Below are 11,848 nucleotides of genomic sequence, written 5' to 3'. Positions count from 1 at the left end.
TTTTATCTGACTGTTTTGACCGTTTTGGGGAGTAAAGATGCAAACCAGAGCAGATTTGATTTTACATGTTGTAAATACGTCGGGTAAGGTGAAAGTGGATGAACTGGCGCGGCGGTTTGAGGTGTCGGTGGAAACCATTCGGCGGGATTTAAACGGATTGGAAGAACGGGGATTGGTTTACCGAGTGCACGGTGGTGCGGTGAGTTGCCAGTCAAAAGATGTCGGGAGTTCTTTTCAGGTGCGTCAGCGTGCCAATTATGATGCTAAACGTGCTATTGCAACGCGCGCGGCGGAATATGTGTTTGAGGGGGCAGTTATCGGTTTGGACGCCAGTTCTACTAGTTGGCATTTTACCCAGCTTATTCCCGATATTCCCTGCACAATCGTTACTAATTCGATGCATAATATTGCTGCATTAGTCAATAAACCCAATGTTACCACAATTGCTACTGGCGGTGTTTATTCAAGTAAATATGACGCCTTTTACGGGCCGCTGTCCGAGCAGTTGTTGCAACGATTGCATATTGATATTTGCCTGTTTTCCTGCACGGGCATCGACAGCAGTGGTTCTATTTGGGAATCCAATGAATTGAATGCGTCGGTTAAGCGTAAGATGATGGATGCGTCCGGGCAGAAATTTTTATTGCTGGACAGCTCTAAGTTTGAACGTAAACATTTAATTAAATTGGCTGATTTGTCGCAGATTGATATTTTGTTTACAGAACGTGAAACTACCGAGGAATTGCAGAATTATTGTAAAAATCACGATGTTCTTATTTCCATCAAATAATTAATCGCCTGTTTGAATTGCCTGTTTTGTTGTTTTATTGCATAAAACGGGCATTTTTGTCACTGTCATAGTCTTTTTTCTTGTGATCTCTCTCACGAAAAGAAGCTAAATTAGCAAAAATGCTATTCTCGCTGTTTTTTTGTGAAAAAATAACCCTAGGCAAATGAATTGGTTATCAGGCAAATGAAATAAGGAGTTGTTATGTTAAAAGGTATTCATCCGGCGATTTCGCCGCAATTGTTAAAAGTGCTGGCCGAAATGGGGCATGGTGATGAGTTGGTGCTGTCTGATGCTCATTTTCCAGCACATCGTTTGCATTCTACAGTGATTCGAGCCGATGGGGTCGCGGTGGATATTTTGCTGAAAGCCATTGCGCCGTTATTTGAGTTCGACAGCTATGTCGGCGCACCGTTGGTGATGATGCAGCCGGTTGCCGGTGATTCGCTCGATCCGGATGTGGAGGCGCGCTATCTGGCGGCGATTAAAAGTGCGGTCGGAAATGTACCTAATTTGGAGCGGATTGACCGTTTTATGTTTTACGAACGCGCGCAGCAAGCCTATGCTGTTGTGATTACCGGCGAAACGGCGAAATATGGCAATATTATCATTAAAAAAGGCGTAACGCCGTTTGCAGAATAACGCAACGGTGCGAATCACATTCCAGAACATGATTAATATTGATACGGAGGAGTACAATGGCAAACAGAATGATTTTGAATGAAACCAGCTACCACGGAAAAGGTGCAGTGGAAAATGTGGTGGTGGAAGCGCAAGCGCGCGGATTTAAAAAAGCCTTAGTGGTTACTGATAAAGATTTGGTGAAATTCAATGTCGCGAAAAAAGTGACCGCACTTTTAGATGACGCGGGATTGGCTTATGAAGTATTTGATGAAGTGAAAGCCAATCCGAGTGTGGCGGTGGTCAAGCGCGGCGTTGAACGTTTTAAACAGATTGGCGCGGATTATTTAATTGCTATCGGCGGCGGATCGCCGATTGACAGTGCCAAGGCCATCGGGATTATTATTAATAACCCGCAGTTTGCCGACGTGTTGTCGCTAGAAGGCGTGGCACCGACGAAATATAAAAGTGTGCCGATTATTGCCGTGGCGACGACAGCGGGAACGGCGGCGGAAGTCACCATTAACTATGTGATTACCGATGAAGCGAAAAAACGCAAATTTGTATGCGTTGATGTGCACGATATTCCGGTGGTTGCGATTGTCGATCCCGAGATGATGTCCAGTATGCCGAAAGGGTTGACTGCGGCAACCGGTATGGATGCGTTAACTCATGCCATTGAAGGATATATTACGAAAGCTGCGTGGGAGTTAACCGATACGCTGCATTTGAAGGCGATAGAATTAATTTCCCGTTCGTTGCGTGCGGCAGTGGCAAATGAGCCGAAAGGGCGCGAGGATATGGCGCTGGGGCAATATATGGCGGGCATGGGCTTTTCTAATGTCGGGCTGGGCGTGGTACACAGTATGGCGCATCCGCTGTCCGCTTATTATGATACACCACACGGTATTGCAAATGCCGTATTGCTGCCTTATGTGATGGCGTTTAATAAAGATTACACCGGCGAGAAATATCGCGAAATCGCACGAGTGATGGGCGTACCTGAGGTTGATCGTATGAGTCCGGAGCAATATCGTAATGCCGCGGTGGCGGCGGTGAAGCAGTTGGCGATAGATGTCGGTATTCCGCAAAAACTGTCGCAGATTGGGGTGAAAGAGGAAGATTTGCCGGCATTATCGGTGGATGCGTTTAATGATGTGTGTACCGGCGGTAATCCGCGCGAGTGCAGTGCGGCGGAGATTCTGGAAGTATATAAAACGGCATTCTGATGCGGCAACAAGTATAATCAGGCGGGTTTGTTGTAATAAGCCCGCCTTTTCCGTGCAAAGTGCGGTCAGATTTTTCCTTTTTCTTTTTGGGCGGTGTAATCGGCGCCTTTTGCCAACATGCGTAATTGTAATACCACCCGTTCTTTGAGCTCATCCCGTTCTTTTTTATTTATATCCAAGGCATTTGCGCCGGCGGTGAAGACCAGCGTGACGATACCTTCCGCCTGCACATAGGCGATATGGGGCGGGTAATTGTTGCGCTGCGCGATATATTCGGTCAACTCGTCGATAAAATGTTTAATTTCGCGTGCCGCAGCGGTACGAAATGCTTGCGAAGTCCCCGAGCTTTCGCGTAGCAGCAGGCGAAAAACATTGGGGCTGTTGTTAATGAACTCAAAGAAAGTGTCAAGAGAAATGGCGATAACGCTGCCGCCGTTGGCAATCCGTTTACGCGCCTGACGCATGAGCTGGCGCAGCATTAGACCGGCTTCGTCCACCATTTCCAGCCCCAGTTCATCCATATCGCGAAAATGCCGGTAAAATGAAGTCGGCGCGATGCCAGCTTCACGGGCAACCTCGCGCAGACTTAGATTGGAGAAACTTTTCTCGGCGCTGAGTTGATTGAATGCGGCATCCACCAATGCCCGACGGGTTTTTTCTTTTTGAACTGCACGTATTCCTGCCATCGCGGTTTCCTTCTAGACAAGAATGGGTTTAACTGCACTGGAAACCATATCTGCGATACGTTCATAACGGTTACGCAGCGGTGAGCCGGGGCGATAAATCAAGGCGACGGTACGCGCTGGTTCCGGTGAGGTGCAGGGAATGTATTTCACGCCGGTGCGGTTGCCTTCGCTTAATACCGCCAGTTCCGGCATTAAGGTCATGCCTGCATTGGCGGAAACCATGTTGCGCAGGGTTTCCAGACTAGTAGCTTGAAAATGCTGGTTTTCTTTTGCGCCGGCAGTAAAACAATAACCCAGTGCTTGACCGCGCAGGCAATGGCCGTCATCTAGCATCAGCATTTCGCAGCCTTTCAGTTTTTCCATTTTGATCGATTCTTTATTCGCCCATGGATGTTGATCGGAAATCGCAAGCAACATTCTTTCGTTAAACAGCGGTACTTCGATAAAGGCTTCTGTTTCCGCCACCGAGGCGAGAATCGCGCAGTCTAGTCTGCCCGTTTCCAGCTGTTCCAACAATTGTTGGGTTTGCGCTTCGTATAGAAACAGTTCCAAATCGGGAAATTCCTGTTTCAGCGTCGGTACGATATATGGCAGCAGATAAGGCCCGATAGTCGGGATCACGCCAATATGCAACGGTCCGGTCATTTCTTTGCCCTGATTGCTTGCCATTTCTTTTAATAATTTGACTTCGCGCAATACTGTTTTTGCCTGATTGACTAATAATAAACCGGATTGAGTAAAAAGTACCTTACGGCTGGTTCTTTCCAGTAAAATAATGCCGAGTTCATCCTCCAGCTTGCGGATCTGTCCGCTCAGGGTTGGTTGGCTGACGTGGCAGGAATCGGCGGCGCGGCGAAAATGTTTGTGTTCGGCCAGTGCAACCAGATATTCTAAATCGCGGATATTCATATATTCACCTTATAGAAGGAATCAATTAAAAAGATAGGTATTAATCGTTTGTAACTATAGCATAGATTTTACTATAATTTACAGCGTAGTAAATAAGCCACTCAAAAATAGGAGAAAAATTATGCCAGCAATGGAAGGAAAACACGTTCCTCAAGTCACATTCCATACCCGTCAGGGTGACAAATGGGTTGATATTACCAGCGCAGAATTATTTGATAACAAAACCGTCGTACTGTTTTCATTACCGGGCGCTTTTACGCCGACCTGTTCATCCACTCATTTACCGCGTTATAACGAACTGGCTGCGGAATTTAAAGCCTTGGGCGTAGACGATATCATCTGTGTTTCGGTGAATGACACCTTTGTAATGAATGCGTGGCGAGCGGATGAGGATGCTTCCAATATCACGGTGATTCCGGACGGCAACGGAGAATTTACTGCCGGTATGGGCATGCTGGTGGATAAAGAGGATTTAGGTTTCGGTAAACGTTCATGGCGTTATTCCATGCTGGTCAAAAACGGCGTGATTGAGAAAATGTTCATTGAACCGAACGAACCGGGTGATCCGTTTAAAGTGTCCGACGCCGATACCATGATCAAATACATTAAACCGGATTGGCAGCCGAAACCGTCAGTGTCTATTTTTACCAAACCGGGTTGTCCGTTCTGCGCCAAAGCAAAAGCGCTGTTGCAGGAAAAAGGACTGCCTTACGAAGAAATCGTGCTGGGTAAAGATGCCACTATCACATCGGTACGCGCGATTAGCGGTCGAGTAACCGTGCCGCAGGTGTTTATCGGCGGTAAGCATATTGGCGGTAGCGACGATCTGGAAGCCTATTTTGCATAATTGGATTTGTTCATAAGTTTTGGGATGTGTGCGCATCCCTTTTTTATACCAATGAGCCGATTAATAATGAGGTGGCGGCGTTTCCTCCGCCTGACTGGCGATATTCGACGGCTGCATATCTTTAAGTTTATTTGCCAGATAGCGCAATTGTAGCTGCATTTTATCGAGCGCGAACTGCTGTGCCACCAACGCCTGATTTAAGTCTTCCAGCATTTTTTCCTGAAACGCGATTTTCGTTTCAAGCTCTGCCAGCCGTTGGTCTGAATTGTGTTGAGTTTGCATAAATAATCCTCAAATAAAGGTTGTGAATTTGTTAAATACGATTTAACCTATTCGCGATGATTTCAACGTTTATTATAAAGGATCAACAACGATGTTAAAAATTCAAAAATTATCAGCGATTGCTGTCGTTATCAGCGCGTTGTTTTCCGGCGCGGCTTTTGCCGATCAGGCAACGGATAAGAAGTTCAGCGATGATGCCTCATACGTTGTCGGTTATGCAACCGGACAGCAATTCCTCAAGGGGTTGATCGACGATCAAAAAGACATCATTAATTATGATCATGCCCGCATTTTAGCCGGTATTAAAGATGCGCTGGACGGCAAAGGCGCGTTATCCGAAGAAGAAATTCAAAAACAATTGCAGGCTATCGGCGATAAGGTTTATGAAGCGCGTCAGGCAAAAGTGAAAGCGGAAAATGAAACCTTTGCTGCCGAATTCATGAAAAAAGACGGCGTGAAGAAAACTGCCTCCGGGTTGCTGTACCGTATTGAGAAAGCCGGCAGTGGTGAGGCGATTAAAGAAGATGATCTGGTTAAAGTGCATTACACCGGTAAACTGGCGAATGGCAGTGTGTTTGACAGCTCGGTGGAACGCGGACAACCGGCGGAGTTTAAACTGAATCAGGTAATCAAAGGTTGGACTGAAGGTCTGCAACTGGTGAAAAAAGGCGGTAAAATCGAATTGGTGATCCCTGCTGGCTTGGCTTACGGCGAACAAGGCGCCGGCCCAATTCCACCGAATTCGACTTTATATTTTGACGTGGAAGTATTAGACGTTACACCGGCTAAAAAAGAACAGACAAAATAATGAAAAAACCGACCGCACTTTAATACGCTCGGCATAAAGTGCGGTTTGGCGGATAACCATTTGGGCATCATACTATGTTAACGGACAGACGGCCTTTTACCGATGAGGATCGCATAATTCTAAATTCTTATGTAGCAGTGGTAGAAGGGGTAAGCGCTTTAATCGGTAGTCACTGCGAAATCGTTTTGCACTCGCTGGAAGATTTGGAACACTCGGCGATCTGCATTGCCAACGGGCATAATACCCATCGTAAAGTCGGCTCGCCGATCACGGATTTTGCCTTGAAATCACTGCGCAGCATGCACACGGAAAACGTGTCAAAACCTTATTTTACCCGGGCTAAAGGCAACGGGCTGATGAAGTCGGTGACGATTGCCATTCGTAATAAAAACAGGCGTATTATCGGCTTGTTGTGTATCAATATCAATCTGGATGTGCCGGTTTCCCAATTTTTACAGGCGTTGATGCCGACGACTCAACCCAATCAAGCGCCGGAAGTGAATTTCGCCAGTTCGGTAGAAGAGTTGGTGGCGCAAACCATTGAACAGACCATTGAAGAAGTGACGGCGGATCGACAGGTTTCCAACAATAATAAAAACCGCCAGATTGTGCTTTCATTATATGAAAAGGGCATTTTTGATATTAAAGACGCCATTCATCTGGTTGCCGAACGGCTGGATATCTCGCGTCATACCGTGTATCTGTATATTCGTCAAATCAAGCAAGAGCAGGAAGAAACCAAATAAATGCGTTATGTACTTGCGGTGAAACAACCGGTTTATGGTGCTGAGGGGGCCTTTTTAGCCTATCAGTTTGCGCAGGCGCTACTGCGTAAAGGGCATCAAATCAGCCAGATTTTCTTTTTTCAGGACGGCGTGAGCAACGGTAATGCGCTGGTGAATCCCGCCAATGATGAATGTAATCTGGTTTCAGGCTGGCAAAGCTTGCATCAAACATACGGCATTCCTCTGCATTTGTGTATTGCAGCGTCGCAGCGGCGCGGAATTGCCGATAAACTGACCGCACTTTGCCCGGAACACACCAATTTAGCTGCCGGTTTTACCCTTGCCGGACTCGGCGAATTCAGCAAAGCCGTACTGGAAGCGGAACGGGTGATCACAATATGAAACTGGCTTATGTGTTCCGCACTGCGCCGCACGGCACGGCAGTCAGCCGCGAAGGGCTGGATGCGCTACTTGCCGCCACGGCATTTTGTGAAGAAGAGGGCATTGCCGTGTTTTTTATGGATGATGGCGTGTTTAATCTGCTGTGCGGTCAAAAACCGGAACGTATTTTGCAAAAAGATTTTATCAGCGCATTGAAATTGCTCGATTTATATGGCATTATGCAGCGTTATGTTTGTCGTCAGTCCTTAGTTCAGCTTGGACTGGAAGCCCAAGATAGCATAATATCCTGTGAAAAAACCGACCGCACTGTGATACTGCAACAACTTGCACGGGCGGAAAAAATCTTCACTTTTTAGAATAACCATGATGCTTTATACCTTCTCTCAGGCGGTTTACGACGCCACTTATCTGCGCCGTTATTTAATCCAAACCACTGCGCAGGACGCCATATTATTGTGGCAGGACGGTGTCTTGCTGGCGCTGAAATACCCTGCTTTGTTTGCCAATTCGGCTGCACCCTGCTATGCGCTGGAAAGTGATGTTACCGCCCGCGGAATCAGCGCATTAATGCCCGCGAAAGTGCGGTCGATTTCGCTTGAGCTTGTGGTTGAATTGAGTGAAAAATATACGCCGCAATTTGCCTTGTAATTCTGTACGTTATAACGAGGACCGTATTAAATCCGCGTGAAATAATTTGAGCTCGGTACCATACCGAGCTCAATATTTAACTGAGGTTTATTTAGTGTTCAAGTTTTGAAGCGCAGAGCAAAGTGCGGTCAAAATTACCAGCCTTTGACTACGCCGTCTTTAAAGAATTTCACGGCTTCCTGATAGACTTCTTCGGTCTGATAGGCTTTTACGAAATCCTGAACGGCTTTGCTGTCTTTATTATCTTGACGTGCCACAATGATATTGACATAAGGCGAATCTTTGTCTTCGACAAACACGCCGTGTTCGGTGGTATTTAGACCGACTTGAGAAGCATAGGTATTGTTGACGACGGCCAAATCAACATCGTCTAAAGCGCGTGCCGCAACTGCGGTATCAACCGGCTGAATTTGCAGATTTTTCGGATTTTCTACGATATCCAACGGCGTGGCTGCCAGATTCGTGTTGTCTTTCAGTTTAATCAGACCTTGTTTTTCCAATAGAATCAAGGCACGACCTTGATTGCTCGGATCGTTCGGTACGGCGATTTTCGCACCGTCTTTTAATTCATCGACTTTTTTGATGGTTTTTGAATAACCGGCTAACGGATAAACAAAGGTATTGCCGACAATCACAAGGTTATTCAGGTTGTTGGCTTTGACATCGGAATCCAGATAAGGTTTGTGCTGCATCGCATTGATGTCCAGATCGCCTTTGCTGACCGCCGGATTAGGCAGGGCGTAGTCGTTAAATTCAACGAATTCCACATCCAGATTGTATTTTTCTTTGGCGATTTTAGCCGCAATTTCTGCCACCTGATGTTCAGGGCCGGACATCACGCCGACTTTGATTTTTTGCGGCGCAGCTTGTTTCGCCGGTTCGACCGCGGCGCTTTCCGGTTTTTTTTCGTCTTTACATGCGGTCAGGGCAAAAACCGACGCCAAAGTCGCAATACCTAATACTTTTTTTAAGTTCATTGTAAAAGTCCTCTAAATACAGGTGAATAAATTAACGATGATCGAAATGATCAGCGAGCTTGTTACCATATCTTTCGCATAGCATCACGATTAATACGATGATAATTGTTGAAACCCACAGCACGTAGCTCATGTTGCGGTGTAAGCCGTAAGAAATGGCGGTATTGCCTAATCCGCCGCCGCCTACGGCGCCTGCCATGGCGGAGTAACCGATAAGCGTGACGAGGGTCAATGTCATAGCTTTAATTAACATCGGCAGCGCTTCAGGCAAATAAAACCGAGTGACCATTTGCCATACGCTAGTTCCCATCGCTTTGGCGGTTTCGGTCAATCCACTTGGCACATCGCCCAGCGCATTAATTGTTAAACGGGCATAAAACGGCAATGCGGCAACGCTCAACGGGATGATCGCCGCAGTGGTGCCCAGCGTGGTGCCGACCAAAAAGCGGGTTAGCGGCATCAGGTCGAATAATAAAATAATGAACGGAATGGAGCGACCGACATTAATGAGCGCTTCCAAGATGCGATTTAATCGTCGGTTTTCTAATGATTGTCCCGCTTGGGTCAGAAACGTAATAATGCCGAGCGGCAAGCCCAGTGCCACGGCAAAGAATGTTGCCAGCAGGCTCATATATACCGTTTCGAACGAACTCATTCCGATCAATTGCCAAACTTGCGGGGTTAATTGGCGTGAAAATTCAGCGCTAAACTCAGTCCACATAGCCTAATACCTCCACGCGTACATTATTTTCCATAAGATAAATCTTCGTCTGTGTAATGGCATCTTCATTGCCTTCCACTTCGGCAATCGTAAAGCCGAACTTGACACCGCCGGCATAATCGATTTGCGAGGTTAAAATACTCAGTTCCACGCCGAACCGTTTTGACGCCTGTGACAACAGCGGCGCATCGACGGAGCGTCCGGTAAATTCAAATTTGATAATCGGATAAGAAGCGGCGTGTTTTGGCGTTGGCGACAATTTTTCCATGTATTCGTCCGGCAGGCTGATGTGAAAGGTTGAACGAATAAATTCCTGCGCCAGTTCTGTTTTCGGATTTGAGAAAATATCGCTGACCGAACCCTGTTCGATGAGTTTCCCGTGATCAATTACCGCAACCTGATCGCAAATGCGTTTTACCACGTCCATTTCATGCGTGATCAACAGAATGGTAATGCCTAAAGTGCGGTTGATTTCTTTCAATAATGTTAAAATAGCTTGCGTCGTGGCAGGATCCAGTGCGCTGGTGGCTTCATCACACAATAGCACTTTCGGATCGCAGGCTAACGCACGCGCAATGGCGACCCGTTGCTTCTGACCGCCGGATAAATTCGCCGGATAAACGTCTTTTTTATCGGTTAGTCCGACCAAGGCCAGCAACTCATCGACTTTTCGAACGATGGTTTCTTTCGGTGTATGTTCTAATTCCAGCGGTAACGCGACGTTGCCGAATACCGTGCGTGAACTCAACAGATTAAAATGCTGAAAAATCATCCCGATATTGCGCCGCTCTTGAATCAGTTGACGTTCGCTCAAGGCAGTGAGTTCTTTGCCGTCAACAATTACCGCGCCGAAAGTCGGTTTTTCCAATAAATTAACGCAACGGATAAGCGTACTTTTCCCTGCGCCGGATGCGCCGATAACGCCGCAAATCTGACCTGTCGGCACCGCTAAGGTCACGTTGTTCAGCGCGGTCAGCTTTTTCCCCGTAACATCAAAAATTTTACTGATATTTTTTAGCTTAATCATATAAGCCCTTTTAGTTTATTTGCTTAAATTTAAGTTTAACGGGTATTCTAGACGTCTAGATTGCCGTGTCAATATTTATTGCGCGGATTTTTATAATGTTCGGCTATTAGTTAGAAGAAAATTAAGTCATAATGCGACAAATTAATCATCACTTACAAGGATAAAATGTGAACAAGGCCATTTTTCTGGATCGGGACGGAACGCTGAACATTGATTACGGTTATGTGCATGAGATCGAGCGGTTTAAATTTATTGACGGCAGTATTGAAGCGCTTAAACAATTGAAAAATATGGGGTATATGTTAGTTGTCGTGACTAATCAATCCGGTATTGCACGCGGTTATTTTAGCGAACAGGAATTTTTGCAGTTAACCGAATGGATGGATTGGTCGCTGGCAGATCGCGGCGTTGAGCTGGACGGTATTTACTACTGTCCGCATCATCCCGACGGGCAGGGCGATTATAAACAGGATTGTGATTGCCGTAAACCGAAGGCAGGTATGTTGTTGCAGGCGATTGGTGAATTAAAAATTGATCCGGCGCGGTCGCTGATGGTCGGAGATAAGTTTGAAGATTTGCAGGCAGGTAAAAGTGCGGGAGTAAAATACGGCGTTTTGGTAAAAAGCGGTAAAACGCCGACAGGCGCGGCATTGCAGGCCGCAGATTATGTACTGGATTCCGTGGCGGCGCTTCCCGCCTTGGTTAGACAGTTAAAAAACGCTTAAAAAAACGACCGCACTTTGGTTTTTTTTGACCAATTTGACGAAAAGATCAACTTTCGATAAAAATTTTGAAATTTTTTCCAAAAAGCGCTTGCAAAGGTTGATGAAATCCCTATAATACGCCCCACACAACGACGCGACGTTGTAAGCAAAGTGAAACTGACTCGCGTCGTTGTTTTTTGTTCTTTAACAATCTATCAGACAATCTGTGTGGGCACTTGTTGATTGACTTTGTTTAAAACTATTTTTTAATTTTAAAGTCTTGATAAGTGCTTAACTTAAAATTCATTTTGTGTTTGTTGGGAGGCATTGATTGCGTCCACAAACAAAAATTAAAGCTAAGTGATTTATTGAGCGATTGAACTTGAATTGAAGAGTTTGATCATGGCTCAGATTGAACGCTGGCGGCAGGCTTAACACATGCAAGTCGAACGGTAACGAATGAAAGCTTGCTTTT

General features: G+C 46.1%; 16 protein-coding genes and 1 rRNA gene. 11 read left to right on the top strand and 6 right to left on the bottom strand.

All coding sequences use genetic code 11. The features are described 5' to 3' along the window. Positions 1-37: 37 nt before the first annotated feature. The 3 genes from BN3349_RS03870 (at position 38) to fucO (ending at position 2,637) form a co-directional block, all read left to right on the top strand. Entirely contained in the window at positions 38-790 is a 753-nt protein-coding gene (locus tag BN3349_RS03870; RefSeq protein WP_040976057.1) for a DeoR/GlpR family DNA-binding transcription regulator, read from the top strand. Between the two features lie 201 nt (positions 791-991). Beyond that, positions 992-1,429: an L-fucose mutarotase gene (fucU, locus tag BN3349_RS03865; RefSeq protein ID WP_040976056.1), complete on the top strand. Its 438-nt coding sequence runs from the start codon at positions 992-994 to the stop codon at positions 1,427-1,429. Between the two features lie 56 nt (positions 1,430-1,485). After that, positions 1,486-2,637, top strand: a complete 1,152-nt coding sequence (fucO, locus tag BN3349_RS03860) for a lactaldehyde reductase (protein WP_040976055.1) — start codon at positions 1,486-1,488, stop codon at positions 2,635-2,637. A gap of 65 nt (positions 2,638-2,702) precedes the next feature. Here the strand turns inward: fucO and fabR are convergent, their stop codons facing one another. After that, positions 2,703-3,323, bottom strand: a complete 621-nt coding sequence (gene fabR, locus BN3349_RS03855) for an HTH-type transcriptional repressor FabR (RefSeq protein WP_040976054.1) — start codon at positions 3,321-3,323, stop codon at positions 2,703-2,705. Positions 3,324-3,335: 12 nt separating this feature from the next. Next, a complete protein-coding gene (gene oxyR, locus BN3349_RS03850; RefSeq protein WP_032108055.1) occupies positions 3,336-4,232 on the bottom strand; it encodes a DNA-binding transcriptional regulator OxyR in 897 nt (298 codons plus the stop codon). A gap of 121 nt (positions 4,233-4,353) precedes the next feature. On the opposite strand from oxyR, the gene BN3349_RS03845 reads away from it, so the two are divergent. Further along, the gene (locus BN3349_RS03845; RefSeq protein ID WP_040976053.1) at positions 4,354-5,079 is read left to right on the top strand and encodes a redoxin family protein; all 726 of its coding nucleotides are present in this window, start codon (positions 4,354-4,356) and stop codon (positions 5,077-5,079) included. Positions 5,080-5,139: 60 nt separating this feature from the next. Here the strand turns inward: BN3349_RS03845 and BN3349_RS03840 are convergent, their stop codons facing one another. Continuing rightward, positions 5,140-5,361 carry a SlyX family protein gene (locus tag BN3349_RS03840; RefSeq protein ID WP_040976052.1) on the bottom strand — a complete coding sequence of 74 codons (222 nt, stop codon included), beginning with the start codon at positions 5,359-5,361 and terminating at the stop codon, positions 5,140-5,142. A 91-nt stretch (positions 5,362-5,452) separates the two neighbouring features. Between BN3349_RS03840 and BN3349_RS03835 the strand changes: the two genes are divergently transcribed. The 5 genes from BN3349_RS03835 (at position 5,453) to tusB (ending at position 7,944) form a co-directional block, all read left to right on the top strand. Beyond that, positions 5,453-6,169: an FKBP-type peptidyl-prolyl cis-trans isomerase gene (locus BN3349_RS03835; RefSeq protein WP_040976051.1), complete on the top strand. Its 717-nt coding sequence runs from the start codon at positions 5,453-5,455 to the stop codon at positions 6,167-6,169. A gap of 74 nt (positions 6,170-6,243) precedes the next feature. Continuing rightward, positions 6,244-6,915, top strand: coding sequence for a helix-turn-helix transcriptional regulator (locus BN3349_RS03830; protein ID WP_040976050.1), 672 nt, complete (start codon positions 6,244-6,246; stop codon positions 6,913-6,915). Continuing rightward, positions 6,916-7,296: a sulfurtransferase complex subunit TusD gene (tusD, locus tag BN3349_RS03825; RefSeq protein ID WP_040976048.1), complete on the top strand. Its 381-nt coding sequence runs from the start codon at positions 6,916-6,918 to the stop codon at positions 7,294-7,296. It begins immediately after the preceding gene. After that, positions 7,293-7,652 (top strand): sulfurtransferase complex subunit TusC, encoded by a 360-nt coding sequence (tusC, locus tag BN3349_RS03820; protein WP_040976046.1) that lies wholly within the window; start codon positions 7,293-7,295, stop codon positions 7,650-7,652. Before tusD ends, tusC begins: the two co-directional genes overlap by 4 nt. A 10-nt stretch (positions 7,653-7,662) precedes the next feature. Continuing rightward, positions 7,663-7,944, top strand: coding sequence for a sulfurtransferase complex subunit TusB (gene tusB / locus BN3349_RS03815; RefSeq protein WP_040976089.1), 282 nt, complete (start codon positions 7,663-7,665; stop codon positions 7,942-7,944). 134 nt (positions 7,945-8,078) lie between these two features. Here the strand turns inward: tusB and BN3349_RS03810 are convergent, their stop codons facing one another. The 3 genes from BN3349_RS03810 to metN are packed head-to-tail and all read right to left on the bottom strand — an operon-like array spanning position 8,079 to position 10,669. Beyond that, positions 8,079-8,921: a MetQ/NlpA family lipoprotein gene (locus tag BN3349_RS03810; RefSeq protein ID WP_032108063.1), complete on the bottom strand. Its 843-nt coding sequence runs from the start codon at positions 8,919-8,921 to the stop codon at positions 8,079-8,081. Positions 8,922-8,952: 31 nt separating this feature from the next. Beyond that, positions 8,953-9,642, bottom strand: coding sequence for a methionine ABC transporter permease (locus tag BN3349_RS03805; RefSeq protein WP_040976042.1), 690 nt, complete (start codon positions 9,640-9,642; stop codon positions 8,953-8,955). After that, a complete protein-coding gene (gene metN / locus BN3349_RS03800) occupies positions 9,632-10,669 on the bottom strand; it encodes a methionine ABC transporter ATP-binding protein MetN (RefSeq protein ID WP_040976040.1) in 1,038 nt (345 codons plus the stop codon). The genes BN3349_RS03805 and metN overlap by 11 nt, the downstream gene beginning before the upstream one ends. Before the next feature lie 167 nt (positions 10,670-10,836). Here metN and gmhB point away from each other — a divergent pair, with 167 nt between their 5' ends. Then, positions 10,837-11,394, top strand: a complete 558-nt coding sequence (gene gmhB, locus BN3349_RS03795; protein ID WP_040976039.1) for a D-glycero-beta-D-manno-heptose 1,7-bisphosphate 7-phosphatase — start codon at positions 10,837-10,839, stop codon at positions 11,392-11,394. Positions 11,395-11,757: 363 nt separating this feature from the next. Continuing rightward, positions 11,758-11,848, top strand: a 16S ribosomal RNA gene (locus BN3349_RS03790); the annotation flags it as partial.

This window comes from Necropsobacter massiliensis, assembly GCF_000827595.2.
Classification (GTDB): Bacteria; Pseudomonadota; Gammaproteobacteria; order Enterobacterales; family Pasteurellaceae; genus Necropsobacter; species Necropsobacter massiliensis.
This window is presented reverse-complemented; position numbering and strand designations above follow the sequence as displayed.

Bases quoted from the DNA above. Each gene is read 5' to 3' on its own strand.
- BN3349_RS03835 (WP_040976051.1), top strand. From the start codon at position 5,453: ATGTTAAAAATTCAAAAATTATCAGCGATTGCTGTCGTTATCAGCGCG.
- BN3349_RS03830 (WP_040976050.1), top strand. From the start codon at position 6,244: ATGTTAACGGACAGACGGCCTTTTACCGATGAGGATCGCATAATTCTA.
- fucO (WP_040976055.1), top strand. From the start codon at position 1,486: ATGGCAAACAGAATGATTTTGAATGAAACCAGCTACCACGGAAAAGGT.
- fabR (WP_040976054.1), bottom strand. From the start codon at position 3,323: ATGGCAGGAATACGTGCAGTTCAAAAAGAAAAAACCCGTCGGGCATTG.
- metN (WP_040976040.1), bottom strand. From the start codon at position 10,669: ATGATTAAGCTAAAAAATATCAGTAAAATTTTTGATGTTACGGGGAAA.
- BN3349_RS03840 (WP_040976052.1), bottom strand. From the start codon at position 5,361: ATGCAAACTCAACACAATTCAGACCAACGGCTGGCAGAGCTTGAAACG.
- BN3349_RS03845 (WP_040976053.1), top strand. From the start codon at position 4,354: ATGCCAGCAATGGAAGGAAAACACGTTCCTCAAGTCACATTCCATACC.
- tusD (WP_040976048.1), top strand. From the start codon at position 6,916: ATGCGTTATGTACTTGCGGTGAAACAACCGGTTTATGGTGCTGAGGGG.
- oxyR (WP_032108055.1), bottom strand. From the start codon at position 4,232: ATGAATATCCGCGATTTAGAATATCTGGTTGCACTGGCCGAACACAAA.
- fucU (WP_040976056.1), top strand. From the start codon at position 992: ATGTTAAAAGGTATTCATCCGGCGATTTCGCCGCAATTGTTAAAAGTG.
- BN3349_RS03810 (WP_032108063.1), bottom strand. From the start codon at position 8,921: ATGAACTTAAAAAAAGTATTAGGTATTGCGACTTTGGCGTCGGTTTTT.
- BN3349_RS03870 (WP_040976057.1), top strand. From the start codon at position 38: ATGCAAACCAGAGCAGATTTGATTTTACATGTTGTAAATACGTCGGGT.
- BN3349_RS03805 (WP_040976042.1), bottom strand. From the start codon at position 9,642: ATGTGGACTGAGTTTAGCGCTGAATTTTCACGCCAATTAACCCCGCAA.
- tusB (WP_040976089.1), top strand. From the start codon at position 7,663: ATGCTTTATACCTTCTCTCAGGCGGTTTACGACGCCACTTATCTGCGC.
- tusC (WP_040976046.1), top strand. From the start codon at position 7,293: ATGAAACTGGCTTATGTGTTCCGCACTGCGCCGCACGGCACGGCAGTC.